Annotated in this window: 16 protein-coding genes; 4 read left to right on the top strand and 12 right to left on the bottom strand. The window is 75.7% G+C overall.

Annotation, left to right across the window (positions count from 1 at the left end; all coding sequences use genetic code 11):
- Positions 1–45: 45 nt before the first annotated feature.
- The 3 genes from BLT39_RS16660 to BLT39_RS16650 form a co-directional block, all read right to left on the bottom strand.
- On the bottom strand, positions 46–2,382 hold the full coding sequence (locus BLT39_RS16660; RefSeq protein WP_242658489.1) for a [protein-PII] uridylyltransferase: 2,337 nt from the start codon (positions 2,380–2,382) through the stop codon (positions 46–48).
- Positions 2,383–2,470: 88 nt separating this feature from the next.
- Positions 2,471–2,809: a P-II family nitrogen regulator gene (locus BLT39_RS16655; RefSeq protein ID WP_091066026.1), complete on the bottom strand. Its 339-nt coding sequence runs from the start codon at positions 2,807–2,809 to the stop codon at positions 2,471–2,473.
- Positions 2,809–4,146, bottom strand: a complete 1,338-nt coding sequence (locus BLT39_RS16650) for an ammonium transporter (protein WP_091066022.1) — start codon at positions 4,144–4,146, stop codon at positions 2,809–2,811. The genes BLT39_RS16655 and BLT39_RS16650 overlap by 1 nt, the downstream gene beginning before the upstream one ends.
- A 222-nt stretch (positions 4,147–4,368) precedes the next feature.
- On the opposite strand from BLT39_RS16650, the gene nicT reads away from it, so the two are divergent.
- Positions 4,369–5,460: a Nickel transporter NicT gene (gene nicT, locus BLT39_RS16645; protein WP_242658488.1), complete on the top strand. Its 1,092-nt coding sequence runs from the start codon at positions 4,369–4,371 to the stop codon at positions 5,458–5,460.
- 12 nt (positions 5,461–5,472) lie between these two features.
- Here the strand turns inward: nicT and ftsY are convergent, their stop codons facing one another.
- The gene (gene ftsY / locus BLT39_RS16640; RefSeq protein ID WP_091066018.1) at positions 5,473–6,669 is read right to left on the bottom strand and encodes a signal recognition particle-docking protein FtsY; all 1,197 of its coding nucleotides are present in this window, start codon (positions 6,667–6,669) and stop codon (positions 5,473–5,475) included.
- A gap of 61 nt (positions 6,670–6,730) precedes the next feature.
- On the opposite strand from ftsY, the gene BLT39_RS16635 reads away from it, so the two are divergent.
- Positions 6,731–8,368: an alkaline phosphatase D family protein gene (locus tag BLT39_RS16635; protein WP_242658487.1), complete on the top strand. Its 1,638-nt coding sequence runs from the start codon at positions 6,731–6,733 to the stop codon at positions 8,366–8,368.
- Positions 8,369–8,373: 5 nt separating this feature from the next.
- On the opposite strand, the gene BLT39_RS16630 is transcribed toward BLT39_RS16635, so the two are convergent.
- On the bottom strand, positions 8,374–9,258 hold the full coding sequence (locus BLT39_RS16630; protein WP_091066013.1) for an NAD-dependent epimerase/dehydratase family protein: 885 nt from the start codon (positions 9,256–9,258) through the stop codon (positions 8,374–8,376).
- Between the two features lie 51 nt (positions 9,259–9,309).
- On the opposite strand from BLT39_RS16630, the gene BLT39_RS16625 reads away from it, so the two are divergent.
- On the top strand, positions 9,310–10,068 hold the full coding sequence (locus BLT39_RS16625) for an endonuclease/exonuclease/phosphatase family protein (protein ID WP_091066011.1): 759 nt from the start codon (positions 9,310–9,312) through the stop codon (positions 10,066–10,068).
- A gap of 33 nt (positions 10,069–10,101) precedes the next feature.
- Positions 10,102–10,344, top strand: coding sequence for a hypothetical protein (locus BLT39_RS16620; protein ID WP_091066008.1), 243 nt, complete (start codon positions 10,102–10,104; stop codon positions 10,342–10,344).
- Between the two features lie 3 nt (positions 10,345–10,347).
- Here BLT39_RS16620 and smc read toward each other — a convergent pair whose 3' ends face one another.
- The 7 genes from smc to BLT39_RS16585 all read right to left on the bottom strand — a co-directional run bounded on the left by smc (position 10,348) and on the right by BLT39_RS16585 (position 16,985).
- The gene (gene smc / locus BLT39_RS16615; protein ID WP_091066005.1) at positions 10,348–13,929 is read right to left on the bottom strand and encodes a chromosome segregation protein SMC; all 3,582 of its coding nucleotides are present in this window, start codon (positions 13,927–13,929) and stop codon (positions 10,348–10,350) included.
- A 39-nt stretch (positions 13,930–13,968) separates the two neighbouring features.
- On the bottom strand, positions 13,969–14,163 hold the full coding sequence (locus BLT39_RS16610; RefSeq protein ID WP_091066001.1) for a HalX domain-containing protein: 195 nt from the start codon (positions 14,161–14,163) through the stop codon (positions 13,969–13,971).
- A gap of 142 nt (positions 14,164–14,305) precedes the next feature.
- The gene (locus BLT39_RS16605; protein ID WP_091065997.1) at positions 14,306–14,575 is read right to left on the bottom strand and encodes an acylphosphatase; all 270 of its coding nucleotides are present in this window, start codon (positions 14,573–14,575) and stop codon (positions 14,306–14,308) included.
- The gene (gene mutM, locus BLT39_RS16600) at positions 14,572–15,444 is read right to left on the bottom strand and encodes a bifunctional DNA-formamidopyrimidine glycosylase/DNA-(apurinic or apyrimidinic site) lyase (RefSeq protein WP_091065995.1); all 873 of its coding nucleotides are present in this window, start codon (positions 15,442–15,444) and stop codon (positions 14,572–14,574) included. The genes BLT39_RS16605 and mutM overlap by 4 nt, the downstream gene beginning before the upstream one ends.
- 5 nt (positions 15,445–15,449) lie before the next feature.
- Positions 15,450–16,181 (bottom strand): ribonuclease III, encoded by a 732-nt coding sequence (rnc, locus tag BLT39_RS16595; RefSeq protein WP_091065992.1) that lies wholly within the window; start codon positions 16,179–16,181, stop codon positions 15,450–15,452.
- A gap of 25 nt (positions 16,182–16,206) precedes the next feature.
- Positions 16,207–16,365 (bottom strand): 50S ribosomal protein L32, encoded by a 159-nt coding sequence (gene rpmF / locus BLT39_RS16590; protein WP_152728800.1) that lies wholly within the window; start codon positions 16,363–16,365, stop codon positions 16,207–16,209.
- A 23-nt stretch (positions 16,366–16,388) separates the two neighbouring features.
- Complete coding sequence (locus BLT39_RS16585) at positions 16,389–16,985, bottom strand: YceD family protein (RefSeq protein ID WP_091065986.1); 597 nt, start codon at positions 16,983–16,985, stop codon at positions 16,389–16,391.
- Positions 16,986–17,075 lie beyond the last annotated feature (90 nt).

Raw genomic sequence — 17,075 nt, 5'->3', positions numbered from 1 at the left:
GTCCTCAGCAGCGGTGGAACCAGGGGCTCCCCAGGGTATCCAGGCCTAGCGCGCGGCCGGGTCGGGTGCGGTGCCGGCGGCCGCGGCCAGCAGCGAGGCGGCGACCCGTTCCCGCTGGCCCTCGTCGACCGGGGTGCCCGAGGGGTCGGCCAGGTAGAAGGCGTCGACGGCGTCCGCGCCCAGGGTCTCCACCGTCGCGCCGCGCACGTCCAGCCCCTCGGCGGCCAGCGCCGCGGTCAGCCGGTACAGCAGGCCGGCCCGGTCGGTGGCCCGCACCTCCACCAGCGTGTTGGCCGCGCCGGTGGCCTCCGCGTCGAACCAGGCGACCCGCGGCGGCGCCCCCCGCGCGGTGTCCTGGCTGTAGTCGCGCTCCCGCTGCGCGAGGCGCTCGCCCAGCGGCAGGGTGCCCTCCATCGCCGCCCGCACGCCGTCGGCCAGGATGCCCGGCACCGGGGCGCGGCCGAACCGCGGCCGGACGGCGAACACCGAGGTGGCGTGGCCGGCCTCGACGGTGACCCGCGCGGCGCGCACGTCGAGCTGGTTGAGCGCCAGCACGCCCGCGCACAGGGCGAACAGGCCGGGCCGGTCGGGGGCGCCGATGGTGACCTGCTGGCCGTCGGCGACGTCCTCCACGCCGACGGTGACCGGGCGGGTCGGGCCGGGGATCTCCGGTGCGGGCGCGGTGACCAGCGGGTCGCTGGGCTCGAGCACCGGCTCGGGGACGGCGGCCGACCCCAGCCGCGCGGCGACCCGGCCGACCAGCGCGGCCACCAGGTGGGCCTTCCACGGCGACCACGCCGAGGTGGAGGTCGCCGCGCCGTCGGCCTGGGCCAGCGCGTGCAGCAGCTGCAGCAGGGCGGGGTCGGCGCCGATCGCCTCGACCACCCGGTCGATGGTCGCCGGGTCGTCCAGGTCGCGGTGGGTGGCGACGTCGGGCAGCAGCAGGTGCCAGCGCACCATCGCCACGAGCATCGCCACGTCGGGGGCGGCGAACCCCATCCGGGTGGCCATCTCCCGCACGATGACCGCACCGACCTCGGAGTGGTCGCCGGGGTGGCCCTTGCCGATGTCGTGCAGCAGCGCACCGACCAGCAGCAGGTCGGGCCGGTCGACGTCGCGGGTCAGCTCGGCGGCCGCCGAGGCCGCCTCCACCAGGTGCCGGTCCACGGTGAACCGGTGCCACGGGTGGCGCTGCGGCAGCGACCGCACGTGGTCCCACTCGGGGAGCATGCGGACCAGCAGGCCCTCCTGGTCCAGCTGCTCGACCACCGGGACGGCGCTGCGCCCGCTGGCCAGCAGCCGCAGGAACGACCAGCGCACCTCGGCGGGCCAGGGCTCGGGCAGCGGCGGGGAGTGCGCCCCGAGCACCTTGAGCGTGTACGGGGACAGCAGCAGGTCCGCGTGCGCGGCCGCGGCGGCGCCGCGCAGCACGAGGCCGGGGTCGGCGGCGGGCTTGGCGTCCCGGGCGAGCACGACCTCGTCGCCCTGCCGGACCAGGCCCTCGGCCAGCGGCTCGCGGCGCACCCGCCGGTAGCGGGCCCGGGGGCGGCGGACGAGGGCGGCGTCCACCCGGCGCCAGGCCTCGTCCACGACGAACGCCAGCCGGCGGCCGGCCAGGCTCACCCGGCGCAGCAGGACGTCGTCGTCGTCCAGCCCCAGGGCGGCCGCCACCCCGGCCTGCTCCTGGCGGACGAGCACGTCCCCGGCCCGGCGGGTGCGTCGGCGCAGCTCGTCGCGGACGTCGACCAGGAACGCGTAGGCCTCCCCCGCGTCGGCCGGCGGCTCGTCGACCAGCTGGGCCAGGGCCAGGGCGCGCAGCACCTGGCCGTCGCGCAGGCCGCCGTAGGCCTCCTTGAGGTCGGGCTCGAGCAGGAACCCCAGCTCCCCGACGGTGCGCGCCCGGGCCCGGCGCAGCTCCCGCAGGTCCGGCAGCAGCCGGGAGGCCCGCTGCCGCCAGCTCCCCAGGGTGGCCGAGCGCAGCGCGGCGACCAGCTCGGCGTCGCCGGCCACCAGCCGGACGTCGAGCAGGCCCAGGCCGGCCTTGACGTCGTCCCCGGCGACCGCGGCGGCCTCGGCCACGGTGCGCACCGAGTGGTCGAGCTTGTGCCCGGCGTCCCAGACCGGGTACCAGACCGCGTCGGCGACCTGGCCGATCCCGCGCCGCCCGTCGTGCACCAGCACCAGGTCCAGGTCGCCGTAGGGCGCCGGCTCCCGGCGGCCGAGGCTGCCGACCGCGGCCAGCGCGACCCCGGTCCGGGCGCCGGCGGGGACGGCGTCGGCCAGCAGGGCGCTCAGCCAGCCGTCCAGGGCCGCGACCCGCTCCGCGCGGGACAGGGCGGCCAGCTCGTCGGGGGTGGGTGCCGGGTGTGCCAGGGGGATCACCTCGTCGTGGTCGGGGCGGGCCGGGAACGGCGTCGGCCGAGGCGGTGGGGGGGTCCCACCACCCCGGCCGACGGGACGGGTGCGGCGACTACAGGGCGTCGGCCCCGCGCTCACCGGTCCGGACCCGCACGATCTCGTCGATCGTGGTCACCCAGACCTTGCCGTCGCCGATCTGGCCGGTGGAGGCGGACTCCACCACGGCGTCCACCACGCGGGCGGCGTCGTGCTCGCTGACCACGACCTCGATGCGCACCTTGGGCACGAAGTCCACCTGGTACTCCGCACCGCGGTAGACCTCGGTGTGCCCGCGCTGGCGGCCGAAGCCCTGGACCTCCGAGACGGTGAGCCCGGCGATGCCGATCAGCTCCAGGGCGTTCTTGACGTCGTCGAGCTTGAACGGCTTGACGATCGCGGTGACCAGCTTCATCAGTGGGAACCCTCCACGGTCTTGGCGGTGGTGGCCTGGTGCAGGGCGGAGCCGCTGCCGCCGCTCAGGCTGGTGAAGTCGTACCCGGACTCGGCGTGCACGACCTGGTCGATGCCGGCGACCTCGTCCTCCTCGGTGATCCGGAAGCCCATCGTCTTCTCGATGATGATCCCGATGAGGTAGGTGAGCACGAAGGAGACCACGAGGACGGCGAGGGCGCCCACGACCTGGCGCCACAGCTGGTCGACACCGCCGCCGTAGAGCAGGCCGCTGACGCCGGCCGGGGCCGAGTCGGTGGCCAGGAAGCCCACGGCGATGGTGCCCCAGAGGCCACCGACCAGGTGGACGCCGACGACGTCGAGGGAGTCGTCGTAGCCGAACTTGTACTTCAGGCCGACCGCCAGGGCGCAGAGCACACCGGCGATGGCCCCCAGGATGATCGCGCCGATCGGCGACACCGAGGAGCAGGACGGGGTGATGGCGACCAGGCCGGCCACCGCACCCGACGCGCCGCCGAGGGAGGTCGAGTGCCCGTCGCGGATCTTCTCCGTCAACAGCCAGCCGAGGGTGGCCGCACCGGTGGCGACCAGGGTGTTGACCCAGACGACCGCGGCGGTGTTGTTGGCGGCCAGCGCGGAGCCGGCGTTGAACCCGAACCAGCCGAACCACAGCAGGCCCGCGCCGAGCATGACCAGCGGCAGGTTGTGCGGGCGCATGGCCTCGCGGCCGAAGCCGCGGCGCTTGCCGAGGACCAGGGCCAGCGCGAGGCCGGCCGCACCGGCGTTGATGTGCACCGCGGTGCCGCCGGCGAAGTCGATGGCGGCCAGGTTGTTGGCGATCCAGCCACCGACGTGGGTGACGGTGCCGTCGTCGTCGGTGAGCGTGAAGTCGAAGACCCAGTGCGCGATCGGGAAGTAGACGATCGTGGCCCAGACGCCCGAGAAGACCATCCAGGCGCCGAACTTGGCGCGGTCGGCGATGGCGCCGGAGATGAGCGCGACGGTGATGATGGCGAACACGGCCTGGAAGCCGACGAAGGCCATGACCGGGTAGCCGCCGGCGTCGGTGGTGAGGTCCTCCATCAGGCCCTTGAGGCCCAGGTACTCGGTCGGGTTGCCCAGCAGGCCCCCGCCGACGTCGTTGCCGAAGGCGAACGAGTAGCCGTAGAGCACCCAGAGCACGCTGATCAGCGCCAGGGCTCCGAAGCTCATCATCATCATGTTGAGGACGCTCTTCGCGCGGACCATGCCGCCGTAGAAGAGCGCGAGGCCCGGGGTCATCAGCAGCACGAGGGCCGCGCTGGTGAGGATCCAGGCGGTGTCGCCGGTGTTGACCACGGCAACCTCCTGATCAGGGGTCGTCGGCCATCGGCCGGGGGCTGGGGGTCGGTCGCCGTAGACAGTGCGGCAGCCGTGTTCCGCCCACGGTCCGGACGTGTTTCGCACCGGTGAACTCCGCTCCGCGTGTCGCGGCCCCGTGTTCCGGCCGTGTTGCACGGCTCGCAGCGAGCTTGTTGCGACCCCTGTGCAGGTGCGAGGAGCTCGCACTAGGGTCCGGCCGTGACCACCACCGCGCCCGCCCCCCTCGCCGTCCCGGCACGGGGCTTCAGCCGCCGCGACAAGCGCAGCATCGCCACCATGGCCGCCGTCGTCGTCGGGCTGCACGTGCTCGGCTGGGGCGTGCTGCTGTTCGCGGTGGCCCCGCAGCGGCTGGACCTGGGCAGCGCCGGCGTGCTCGGCGTGGGCGTCGGGCTGACCGCGTACCTGCTCGGCGTGCGGCACGCCTTCGACGCCGACCACATCGCGGTCATCGACAACACCACCCGCAAGCTGGTCGGCGACGGCACGCCCGCCGTCGGCACCGGGTTCTGGTTCTCCCTGGGCCACTCGTCGGTCGTGCTGGTCGCCAGCGTGCTGCTGGCGCTGGGCGTGCAGTCCGTCGCCGGCGTCATCCAGGACGGCGACTCCGGTGCGGCGTCCGTGCTCGGCCTGGTCGGCACCCTGGTCGCCGGCGCCTTCCTGCTGGTCATCGGCGGCATGAACCTGGTCGCCGTGGTCGGCATCGCCAAGGTGCTGCGCGGGATGCGATCGGGCGAGCTGGACGAGGCGGCGCTGGAGCACCACCTGCACAACCGCGGGTTCATGGCCCGGGTGCTCGGCCGGTTCACCCGCCGGGTCTCCAAGCCCTGGCACCTCTACCCGGTCGGCCTGCTCATGGGCCTGGGCTTCGACACCGCCACCCAGGTCGGCCTGCTGGTGCTCATCGCCGGGTCCGCGGCGTTCGTGCTGCCCTGGTACGCCATCTGCGTGCTGCCGGTGCTGTTCATGGCCGGGATGAGCCTGTTCGACACCGCCGACGGCGTGCTGATGACCCGCGCCTACGGCTGGGCGCTGGTCAAGCCGGTGCGCAAGGTCTTCTACAACCTGACGGTGACCGCGCTGTCGGTGACCGTCGCGCTGGGTGTCGGCTCGCTGGTGCTCGTCGGCCTGCTCGTCGAGCGGTTCGGCATCGACAGCGGCCCGCTGGCCTGGCTGGCGTCGTGGGACCTGGACTACGTGGGTTTCGGCATCGTCGCGCTGTTCGTGCTGACCTGGGGCGCGGCACTGGCCGTCTGGCGCTGGGGCCGGGTCGAGGAGCGCTTCTCCGCCTGACCCGGCCGCCGCTCAGCCGCCGACGAGCGCCTCGGCGAAGGCGCGGGGCTCGAACGGGGCCAGGTCGTCGGCGCCCTCCCCCAGCCCGACCAGCTTCACCGGGATGCCCAGCTCGCGCTGCACCGAGACCACGATGCCGCCCTTGGCGGTGCCGTCGAGCTTGGTCAGCACCACCCCCGTGACCGCGACCGCCTCGGTGAAGACGCGGGCCTGCACCACGCCGTTCTGGCCGGTGGTGGCGTCGAGCACCAGCAGCACCTCGTCGACCGGGCTCTGCTTCTCCACCACCCGCTTGACCTTGCCCAGCTCGTCCATCAGGCCGAGCTTGGTGTGCAGCCGGCCGGCGGTGTCGACCAGCACGGCGTCGACGTCGGCCTCGCGGCCGGTCCGGACCGCGTCGAAGGCCACCGACGCGGGGTCCCCGCCCTCGGGCCCGCGCACGGTGGGCACGCCGACCCGCTCGCCCCAGGTCTCCAGCTGGTCGGCGGCGGCGGCGCGGAAGGTGTCCGCGGCGCCCAGCAGCACGCTGCGCCCGTCGCCGACGAGCACCCGGGCGATCTTGCCGCAGGTGGTGGTCTTGCCCGCGCCGTTGACCCCGACCACGAGGACGACGGCGGGCCGGTCCAGCTCCCGGTCGGTGGCCAGCGAGCGGTCCAGGTCCGGGCCGAGGACGGCGGTGAGCTCGGAGACCAGCAGCTCGCGCAGCGCCGTCCCGTCGCCGGTGGCCAGCACCATCGACTGGGTGCGCAGCCGCTGCACGATCTGGGTGGTGGCGGCGACGCCGACGTCGGCGGCCAGCAGGGTCTCCTCGATCTCCTCCCAGTCGTCCTCGGTCAGCTTCTCCCGCGAGAGCACGGTGAGCAGGCCGCGGCCCAGCGAGGACTGCGAGCGCGCCAGCCGGCTGCGCAGCCGGACCAGCCGGCCGGCCGAGGGTGGCGGCACGTCGAAGGTGAGCCCCGGCTCGGGCTCGGCCGGGGGCAGCTGCACCGGGGGGACGGCGAGGTCCTCGGTGCCGACCGGCGGCACCGTGGTGGGCGGCGTGGTGGGCGGGGTCGTGGACCGGTCGTCGCCCGGGCGGGGCCGGGTGAGGGTCGGGGCGGTGGTGCCCTCGTCCAGCCGGGTCGTCCGGCGGCCGCGGCCGACCAGCAGGCCCACCCCGACCAGCAGCGCGACGACGACGACCGCGACGGCGATGATCACGAACTCCATGCACACCAGTCTCCCAGCCCGGACTGGGCACCACCCGGTGCGGTGGGCCAAGCTGGGCGCCGTGCCGTCGACGCCGCGCCTGGTCCTGGGTCCGCTGCTGCGCCACGTCGACCCGGTGTCGGCCACGGTGTGGGTGGAGACCGACCGGCCGTGCACGGTGCGGGTGCTGGACGCCACCGCGCGCACCTTCTGCGTGCAGGGCCACCACTACGCCCTCGTGGTCGTCGAGGGGCTGGCGCCGGGCAGCACGACGCCCTACGAGGTGCACCTGGACGACGTCCCCGTCTGGCCGCCGGCCCGCTCGGCGTTCCCGCCCAGCCGGATCCGCACCCCCGGCGGGCCGGGCCCCTTCCGGATCGCGTTCGGCTCCTGCCGGTACGCCACCCCCGCCTCGGCCGACGCCCGCGACGGCATCCCGCCCGACGCGCTGGACTGCTACGCGCTGCAGCTGGCGGGGACCCCGGAGCAGGAGTGGCCCGACGCGCTCGTGCTGCTCGGCGACCAGGTCTACGCCGACGAGACGACCCCGCTCACCCAGGCCTGGATGGCCGGCCGCCGCGACCTGTCGCTGCCGCCGGGCCCGCAGGCGGCGGACTTCGAGGACTACACCCGGCTGTACCGGGAGTCCTGGGGCGACCCGGAGGTGCGCTGGCTGCTGTCCACGATCCCGTCGTCGATGATCTTCGACGACCACGAGATGATCGACGACTGGAACACCTCGGCGGCCTGGCGGGCCACGATCGAGCGCGAGCCGTGGTGGCGCACCCGGATCACCGGCGGGCTGACCAGCTACTGGGTCCACCAGCACCTGGGCAACCTGTCCCCGGCCGAGCTCGCGGCCAACGACACCTGGCAGGCCATGCAGGGCGTCGAGGACGCCGGCCCGATGCTCACCGCGATGGCCGAGGGCGCCGACGGCGACCCCACCGCGTTCCGGTGGAGCTACGTGCGGCACTGGGACCACGTGCGGCTGGTGATGGTCGACAGCCGGGCCGGCCGGGTGCTGGCCGAGCACGACCGGCAGATCCTCGACGACGCCGAGTTCACCTGGGTGGAGCAGGCGCTGCGCGAGGCCGTGGCGGACGGCGTGGAGCACGTGCTGGTCGGCACCTCGCTGCCGTGGCTGCTGCCGCACGCCATCCACGACGTGGAGCGCTGGAACGAGACCCTCGCCGTCCGGCACCACGGCAAGCTGCTCGGCCGGCTGGCCGAGAAGCTGCGGCAGGCCGCGGACCTCGAGCACTGGGCGGCGTTCGGGCAGTCCTTCGAGCGGCTGGGCCGGGTGCTGGTGTCGCTGGCCCGCGGGGAGTCCGGCCGGGCGCCGTCCACCGTGCTCGTGCTCTCCGGCGACGTGCACCACGCCTACGCCGCCGAGCTGGTCTCCCCCGGCGGGCTGCGCAGCCGGGTGCACCAGCTGACGGTCTCCCCGCTGCACAACCAGGCACCGCACGCCATCGAGGTGGGCTTCCGGATCGGCTGGAGCCGGTGGGCCCGGGCGCTCACCGGCTCCGTCACCAAGGCCGCGCGGGTCCGGCGCACCGGCCTGGAGTGGGCCAAGCAGGCCGGGCCGTTCTTCGGCAACGAGCTCGGCGAGCTGGTGCTCAGCGGCCGCGGTGCCCGCTTCCGGCTGTGGGCCACCAGCCGGGCCGACGACGGCAGCCCGGTGTTCACCCGGGTGCTGGACACCGAGCTGGCCTGAGGGGCCTACCCCAGCACGTCGCGCCAGGAGTGCTGCGGCTCGTAGCCGAGCAGCCGGCGGGCCTTGTCGATGGAGTAGAAGGTCTCGTCCGGGCCCATCGGCCGGCGCTGCTCCACCCCGGCGTAGAACCGCTCCCGCACCTCGTCGGTGGTGACGGCCACCGACATGTCGGCGTTGGCCACGTTGAACACCTCGTAGCCCAGGCCGTTGGTGGTCAGGCAGCGCTGCACCATCTGGCCCAGGTCGCGGGTGTCGATGTAGGCGAACAGGTTGCGCCGGCGCAGCGCCGGGTCCTGCAGGAACGCGGGGAACAGCTGCTCGTACTCGTGCGGCTCGATGACGTTGTTGATCCGCAGCCCGTAGACGTCGGCACCCGACCGGGCCTGGAACGACCGGGCGGTGGTCTCGCCGGCCACCTTGCTCATCGCGTAGGAGTCCTCGGGCACGGTGGGGTGCTCCTCGTCCACCGGCACGTACAGGGGCTTGCGCTCGCCCTGGGCGAAGCAGATGCCGTAGGTGGTCTCGGAGGAGGCGAACACGACCTTGCCGATGCCGAGGCGGGTCGCGGCCTCCAGCACGTTGTAGGTGCTCAGGATGTTGGTGGCGTAGGTGGTGGCGTCCGACGACAGCAGGATCGCCGGGATCGCGGCGAAGTGCACGACCGCGTCGTAGGCGGGCACCGAGGCCCCCTCCAGCTCCGACGCCCGGGCCGCACCGGCCAGCGCCGAGTACACCTGGCCCAGGTCGGTGAGGTCCACGCGCAGGTCGGCGATGCCGTCGTGGCCCAGCGGGGCGAGGTCGGCGTTGGTGACCTCGTGGCCCTGCTCGGCGAGGAACGGGGCGACGTGGTGGCCGGCCTTGCCGCTGCCGCCGGTGAAGAAGATGCGCATGCACCCCATGCAACAGCGCCGCGGCGCATCCCGCCTGGGAAGGTGGGGTGCGTGACGTCCGTCCGCCTGGTCACCTTCAACATCCACCACGGGGTCGGCGACGACCGCCGGCACGACCTGGCCCGCATCGCCGCGGTGCTGGCCGACGCCGACCCCGACGTGGTCTGCCTGCAGGAGGTGGACCGGCACTTCGGCGCCCGCAGCGAGGGCGTCGACCAGGCCGAGCTGCTGGCCCGGGCCCTGGACCGCGAGCTGCTGTGGGCCTCGGCGATCGAGAAGGCGCGCCCGGGCGACCGGCCCGCCGCCCGCTACGGCAACGCGCTGCTCACCCGGCTGCCGGTGGCCGACGACGCCGCGGTGCCCCTCCCCGGGACCGGCGAGCCGCGGGCCGCGCTGCGGGCGGACCTGGTCACCGGGGACGGCGCGCTGCGCGTGGTGGCCACCCACCTGTCCAGCGACGCGGCCCGCTCCCGCGCGGCGCAGGCCCAGGCGCTGGTCGACCTGCTGCCCCCGCCGGGCCGGCCGGCCGTGGTGGTCGGCGACCTCAACTGCGGCCCCGGCGCGGCCGAGCTGGTGCCGCTGCGCAGCCGGCTGGCCGACGCGTGGTCCCGGGCGGGCGCCCGCGCCGACCAGGGCCGCCGCTGGCAGCTGTGGAAGCGTGAGCAGGGGCTGACCCACCCGGCGCGCCGGCCCCGGGTGCGCATCGACCAGGTGTGGGTCTCCCCCGAGGTGGGCGTCCGCGCCGCCGCCGTGCTGGACGGGTCGGCGTGCTCGGACCACCACCCGCTGCAGGTCGACCTGGAGCTGTGAGACGCTGCGGTTCCCCTACCGGGAGGTGCTGCGGTGGCCTGGCTCGTGTGGACGGTGCTCGGTCTGGTGGTCGGCGTGTGCCTGGCGGTGGGCTGGCGGTACGACCGTGACGCCCGCCGCCGCGGGGCGACCCCGCACACGGGTGCCGCGATGGGCGCGGACGCGCGGGGCCGGAAGCTGGAGACCCTGCGGCGCAGCAGCCAGCAGGTGATGGGCGGAGCCACCCCGCGGAGCCAGGACGCGCACGCGCAGACCTGGCGGAGGCCGACGCGCTGAGGGTCAGCCGGCCGGGCGCAGCCGCTGGGAGATCACCCCGGTGATGCCGTCGCCGCGCATCGAGACGCCGTAGAGCGCGTCGGCGATCTCCATCGTCCGCTTCTGGTGGGTGATGACGATCAGCTGCGACGTGCCGCGCAGCTGCTCCACCAGGGTCAGCAGCCGGCCCAGGTTGACGTCGTCGAGGGCGGCCTCGACCTCGTCGAGCACGTAGAACGGCGAGGGCCGCGCCCGGAAGATGGCCACCAGCAGCGCGACGGCGGTCAGCGACCGCTCGCCGCCGGACAGCAGCGAGAGCCGCTTGACCTTCTTCCCCGGTGGCCGCGCCTCGACCTCCACCCCGGTGGTCAGCATGTCGTCGGGGTCGGTCAGGGTCAGCCGTCCCTCCCCGCCCGGGAAGAGGGTCTGGAAGACCTCGACGAACTCGCGCTGCACGTCGGCGAAGGCCGCGGCGAACACCTCGTGGATGCGGTCGTCGACCTCCCGGACGACGGTGAGCAGGTCCCGGCGGGTGGCCCGCAGGTCCTCCAGCTGGGTGGTGAGGAAGGCGCTGCGCTCCTCGAGCGCGGCGAACTCCTCCAGTGCCAGGGGGTTGACCCGGCCCAGCGCCGCCAGGTCGGACTCGGCACGCGCGGCCCGCCGCTCCTGCGCCGACCGCACGTAGGGCACCGGCTCCGGCGGCGGGTCGCCGGCCTGCTCGGCGGCGGCCAGCTGCGGCGCGGTCGGCGGCACGGGCGCGGCCGGGCCGTACTCGGCGACGAGCTGGTCGAGCTCGATGCCGTGCTCCTCGACCGCCCGGGTCTCCAGCGCCCCGATCCGCAGCCGCTGCTCGGCGCGGGCCACCTCGTCGCGGTGCACCTCCGACGTCAGCCGGTCCAGGTCGGCGGTCAGCTCCCGCACCCGGGTGCGGACAGCGAGCAGCTCGGCCTCCCGCCCGGTGCGCGCGGCCGCCAGGGCGTCGCGCTCGGCGACGGCGAGGGCGAGCGAGCCCTGCAGCAGCTCGAGCGCCCGTTCGGCGCCGGCCCGCACCTGCGCGACCACCTCGGCGCCGCGGGCCCGGGTCCGGCGGGTCTGCTCGGCGCGCTCGCGGGCGGCCCGTTCGGACCGTGCCTGCCGGCGCAGCGACTCCGCCCGGCCGTGCAGCGACCGGGCCCGCTCCTCCGCCGTCCGGACGCCCAGCCGGGCCTCGGTCTCGGTGGTGCGCAGGACGGCGACCTCGGCCCGCAGCCGGTCGCGCTCGTGCGGCGAGGGCTCGTCGGGCACCGGCTCGGCCTCGGCAGCCGCGAGCCGTCCGGCCAGCTCGGCGACGGCGACCTCGGCCTGCTCGAGCCCCTGCTCGGCGCGGACCCGGGCGGCGTCAGCGCGCTGCGCCTCGGCCGTCGCCGAACGGAGGTCGGCCCGCAGCTCGGCCAGGGCGCGGTCGCGGGCGGCGCGCTCCCGCTCGGCGGCCCGACGGGCGGTGGCGGCGTCCTCGACCCGGACGCCGGCCAGCCGGTGCGCCTCGCGGGCGGCCGCGAGCTGCGCGGCGAGGTCGTGGGCGTGCGCGGTGGCCCGGCCCAGCTCGCCGTCGGCGGCGTCGACGCGGGCGCGGACCTCCAGGCCGGACGGGGCGTCGGGCTGGCCGCCGGCGGCTCGGTCGGCGCCCAGCAGGTCGCCGGTGGCGGTGACCGCACGCAGCCCGGGGTGCGCGGTGACCAGGGCGACCGCGGCGGCGAGGTCGGCGACCACCACGGTGTCCTCGAGCGCGCGGGCCAGCGCCGGGCGGAGGTCGTCGGGTGCGTCGAGGAGGTCCAGCGCCCACCGGGCGCCGGCGGGCAGCGCGGGGCGGTCGGCGGCCCGGCCGCCCGGGGCACCGCTGACCAGCAGGCCCACCCGGCCGCCGCCGGTGTCGGCGAGGTGCGCCAGGGCGTCGGCCGCGGCCCGCGGGCCGGTGACCACGACGGCCTCGGCCAACCCGCCGAGCGCGGCCGCCACCGCGACCTCGTCGCCGGGGTGCACCGCGAGCCGGTCGGACAGCGGACCGGTGACCCCGCCCAGCGCGCCGCCGGCGGCCCCGGCCAGCACCGCCGCCGCGCCGTCGGCCGGCGCCAGCCCGAGGGCGAGGGCGTCGCGGCGGGCCTGTGCGGCGCCGCGCTCGCGCTCGGCGGCCCGCTCGGCCTCGGCGAGCTCGGCGACCACCCGGGCCGCGTCGGCCTGCGCCGTCCGGGCCTCCTCGTGCTCGCGGACCTGCGGGCCGGCGTCCTCGTGGGCGTCGGCCGGGTCGTCGTCGGGGGCGCCGGGGCCGGCCGCGGCGAGCCGTGCGGCGGCCTCCTCGGCGCGGGCCGCGGCACCCGAGGCCGCCTCGGTCGCCCGGGCCAGCTCGGCCTCCCCCGCCGTCTGCCGGGAGCGGGCCGCCGCGACCTGGCCGGACAGCCGGGCCAGGGACTCGCGGCGGTCGGCCAGCGCGCGGGCTGCGGCGACGAGCTCGCGCTCGGCGGTGGCCAGCGCGGTGTCGAGCTCGGTGCGGGCGGCGGTGGCCGCGGCCAGGCGGCCGCGCTCGGCGGTGAGCTGCGCCGCGAGCTCGGCCTCGGTGGCCTCGACCCGGGCCGCCTCCTCGTCGAGGGCGTCGGGGTCGCGGCCGGCCGGTGCGGCGACCGGGGCGGTGAGGTGCCGGTGCCGCTCGGCGGCCAGCTGCGCGGTGCTGCGGAACCGCTCGCCCAGCGTGGACAGCCGGAACCAGGTGTCCTGCGCAGCGGCGAGCGCGGGCGCGTCGGCGGCCAGCGCCGCCTCCAGTGCGGCCTGCTGGCCGGTCGCGGCGGCCAGCTCCCCCTCGACCCGGGCGCGCTGCTCGCGGGCGGCGGTCTCGTCGGCGACGTCGGCGGCCAGCGAGGTGCGCAGCGCGACCAGGTCGTCGGCCAGCAGCCGTAGCCGGGCGTCGCGCAGGTCGGCCTGGATCCCGGCGGCGCGGCGGGCCACCTCGGCCTGTCGGCCCAACGGCTTGAGCTGGCGGCGCAGCTCGACGGTGAGGTCGGCCAGCCGGTCGAGGTTGGCCTGCATCGAGGTGAGCTTCCGCAGCGCCTTCTCCTTGCGCTTGCGGTGCTTGAGCACCCCGGCCGCCTCCTCGATGAACCCGCGGCGGTCCTCGGGGCGGCCGGACAGCACGGCGTCGAGCTGGCCCTGGCCGACGATGACGTGCATCTCGCGGCCGATGCCGGAGTCGCTGAGCAGCTCCTGGACGTCGAGCAGCCGCACCTTGTCGCCGTTGATCTCGTACTCGCTCTCCCCGGAGCGGTACATGCGGCGGGTGATCGCCACCTCGGTGTAGTCGATGGGCAGCGCGCCGTCGGCGTTGTCGATCGTGAGCGTCACCTCGGCCCGGCCCAGGGCCTGGCGACCGGCGGTGCCGGCGAAGATGACGTCCTCCATCTTGCCGCCGCGCAGGCTCTTGGCACCCTGCTCGCCGAGCACCCAGGCGATGGCGTCGACGACGTTGGACTTGCCCGAGCCGTTGGGGCCCACGACGGCGGTGATGCCCGGTTCCAGGCGCAGCGTCGTGGCCGACGCGAAGGACTTGAAGCCCTTGAGCGTCAGGCTGGACAGGTGCACGGCTGGAGGCTAGCGATCACCTCCGACAGCCGGGGTGGCTCAATGGGTGAGCGCGGGCTCCGAGGCGGGTGCGGCCATCGTGAGCAGCTCGCGGGCGATGCGGTCGTCGCGCTCGGCGCGCAGCTGCGCGACCTCGGCCTCCAGCCGGGCGATGCGGCCCCGGAGGGCGGCGATCTCCTCCGCCGCCCGGAGCTCGCGGGGGGCGACGACGGAACCGAACAGGGCCTTGGCCATGACGACAGCGGCCTTCCACGTACGAGGGGGGTGCACCCGGGCGGACCGGCCTGGTGCGGACTGCTGCCAGGGTGACAGCCGCCGGGGCGCAGGTCAACGCGGCGGACGGCGGTCCGCCCGCGTCAGGGGTGTGTCATCTCCGTCACGCCGTGGTGAACCCGCGCAGACCGACCGAGTCCTCGTCGGTGAGCGCCACGTCGCGCGGGGCCCCGGGCGCGGCCGTCCCGGTGAGCACGTCGAGCACGGCGAGCACGTCGTCGTCGGGACCCTCGAGCACCACCTCGACCCGGCCGTCGGGCAGGTTGGTCGCCGACCCGGCCAGCCCCCGGTGGCCGGCCTGGCCGCGGACGAACCAGCGGTAGCCCACGCCCTGCACGTCGCCGGAGACCAGGGCGACCACCCGGCGGGTCACGAGCGCCGGGCCCTCGGGCGGGGCTGGCAGCTGGGGCAGCTGTAGCTGGACCGGTTCATGAAGGACTCCCGGCGGACCGGGGTGCCGCACCGCGGGCACGGGCGGTCGAGCTGGCCGTAGACGGCCAGCGAGCGGGAGAAGTACCCGCTCTGGCCGTTGACGTCGACGTAGAGGGAGTCGAAGGACGTGCCGCCCTGGGCCAGCGATTCGGCCAGCACGTCGCGGATGCCCTCCAGCAGGTCGTCGACCTGGCGCCGGGTCAGCTTGTCGGTGGGCCGGGCGCCGTGCAGCCGCGCCCGCCACAGCGACTCGTCGGCGTAGATGTTCCCGACCCCGCCGATGAGGGTCTGGTCCAGCAGCGCGCGCTTGACCTCGGTGCGCCGGCGGCGCAGCGCGGCGGCGAAGGCGTCGGCGTCGAAGTCGTCGGCCAGCGGGTCGACCGCGATGTGCGCGACCCGGACCGGCAGGCCGTCCTGCCCGGCGTCCTCGGTCGCCAGCCCACCGAAGGTGCGCTGGTCGACGAAGCGCAGCTCCCGGCCGCCGTCGGTGAAGGTGAACCGGGCCCGCAGGTGCTTCTCCCGGGGCTCGTCGGGCTTCTCGACCAGCAGCTGGCCGCTCATGCCCAGGTGCCCGACCAGCACCCGGCCGGTCGCGACGCCGTCGCGGGCCAGCGGCAACCACAGGTACTTGCCGCGCCGGTGCGCCGCGGTGATCGTCGCGCCGGTCAGGTCGGCGACGAAGTGGTCGGCGCCCTCGAGGTGCCGGCGGACCGCGCGCGGGTGCAGCACCTCGACGGCGGCGACGGTGCGGCCGGCGACCCAGCGCTCCAGGCCGCGCCGGACCACCTCGACCTCGGGCAGCTCGGGCACCTGCGTCAGCTCCGTCCGGACAGCTCGCGCCAGGCGTTCTGCGCGGCCATCTGCTCGGCGGCCTTCTTGGTCCGGCCGTGCCCGCCGCCGCGCGGCTGGTCGGCCAGCAGCACGGTGGCGGTGAAGGTCTTGGCGTGGTCGGGGCCCTCGGACTCGATCCGGTACACCGGGGCGCCCAGGCCCTGGGCGGCGCCGAGCTCCTGCAGGCTGGTCTTCCAGTCCAGGCCGGCCCCCAGCGACGCGGACTCGACCAGCAGCGGGTCGAACAGCCGGTGCACGATCGCCGCGGCCACCTCGAGCCCGCAGCCGAGGTGGATGGCCCCCAGCAGCGCCTCGAGCGCGTCGGCGAGGATCGAGTCCTTGTCCCGGCCGCCGGTCGCGGTCTCGCCGCGGCCCAGCAGCAGGTGCGCGCCGATGCCGCCGTCGCCGAGGGAGCGCGCCACACCGGCCAGGGAGGTCATGTTGACCACCGAGGCCCGCAGCTTGGCCAGCTGGCCCTCGGGCAGGTCCGGCTGGCTGCGGTAGAGCTCGTCGGTGACCACCAGGCCGAGCACGGAGTCGCCGAGGAACTCCAGCCGCTCGTTGGTGGGCAGGCCGCCGTGCTCGTAGGCCCAGGACCGGTGGGTCAGGGCCAACGCGAGCAGGCCGCCGGGCAGCTCGACGCCCAGGGCGTCGCGCAGCCAGTCGGCGGCCTGTGCGGCGTGCTCGGCACCACCCGGGGTGGGGTCGCCGGTCACGTCGTGGTCGTGCTGGTCGGGCAGGTCAGACCGCGATGGTCTGGCGGCCGTCGTACTGACCGCAGGTCGGGCAGGCCTGGTGCGGCGGCTTGAGCTCCCCGCAGGCGCGGTTCGGGCACGGCGCGAGCGTCGGCGCGGTGGCCTTCCACTGCGAACGGCGCGAGCGGGTGTTCGAGCGCGACATGCGCCTCTTCGGGACAGCCACGGTCAGTTCTCCTTCGATGGGGTGAAACGGTCGGCGAGCCCGGCCCAGCGCGGGTCGAGCTGCTCGTGCGAGTGGTCCGCCGGGAGGTCGTCGAGCCGCTGGCCGCAGTCGACGCACAGACCCGAGCAGTCCGGGGTGCAGGTGGGCGAGAGCGGCAGGGTGAGGACGACGGTGTCGCGCACCAGCGGGGCCAGGTCGAGGTGCTCGCCGTCGATGCGGCGGACCTCGTCCTCCTCGCTGGTGGCCTCGGTGGTGCTGCCCTCGTAGGCGTAGAGCTCCTGGACGTCCAGGTGCAGGGTGTCCTCGACCGGGTCGAGGCAGCGGGCGCACTGGCCGGTGACGGGCACGTCGACGTCGCCGGAGACCAGCACGCCCTCCATGACCGACTCCAGCCGCAGGTGCAGCTCGACCGGCGCGCCCTCGGGGACGCCGATCATCTCCACGCCCCAGCCCCCGGGCGCCGGCACGGTCTTCTCCCAGTCACGCATCGACCCCGCGCGCCGACCCAGCTCGCGCAGGTCGACCTTCCAGGGGTCGCCACCGGGGCGCCGGGCGTCGGTGGACGCGGCGCCGCGACGGGGCGTGGAGGCAGCAGGCATGACGGTTTCTCTGTGCTCGGGGTCGGTTCTCACCGCGGGGCGTGCAGGGCAGCGCATGCGGGAGCAGCCCAGGTTACCCCAGCCCGCGGT

The organism is Klenkia brasiliensis, assembly GCF_900100695.1.
In the GTDB taxonomy this organism is placed as follows: domain Bacteria; phylum Actinomycetota; class Actinomycetes; order Mycobacteriales; family Geodermatophilaceae; genus Klenkia; species Klenkia brasiliensis.
The sequence above is the reverse complement of the archived record's forward strand: the minus strand, read 5'-3'. Positions and strand labels throughout refer to the sequence as shown.

Bases quoted from the DNA above. Each gene is read 5' to 3' on its own strand.
- ftsY (WP_091066018.1), bottom strand. From the start codon at position 6,669: ATGGAGTTCGTGATCATCGCCGTCGCGGTCGTCGTCGTCGCGCTGCTG.
- rpmF (WP_152728800.1), bottom strand. From the start codon at position 16,365: ATGTCGCGCTCGAACACCCGCTCGCGCCGTTCGCAGTGGAAGGCCACC.
- BLT39_RS16610 (WP_091066001.1), bottom strand. From the start codon at position 14,163: ATGGCCAAGGCCCTGTTCGGTTCCGTCGTCGCCCCCCGCGAGCTCCGG.
- BLT39_RS16630 (WP_091066013.1), bottom strand. From the start codon at position 9,258: ATGCGCATCTTCTTCACCGGCGGCAGCGGCAAGGCCGGCCACCACGTC.
- BLT39_RS16585 (WP_091065986.1), bottom strand. From the start codon at position 16,985: ATGCCTGCTGCCTCCACGCCCCGTCGCGGCGCCGCGTCCACCGACGCC.
- BLT39_RS16655 (WP_091066026.1), bottom strand. From the start codon at position 2,809: ATGAAGCTGGTCACCGCGATCGTCAAGCCGTTCAAGCTCGACGACGTC.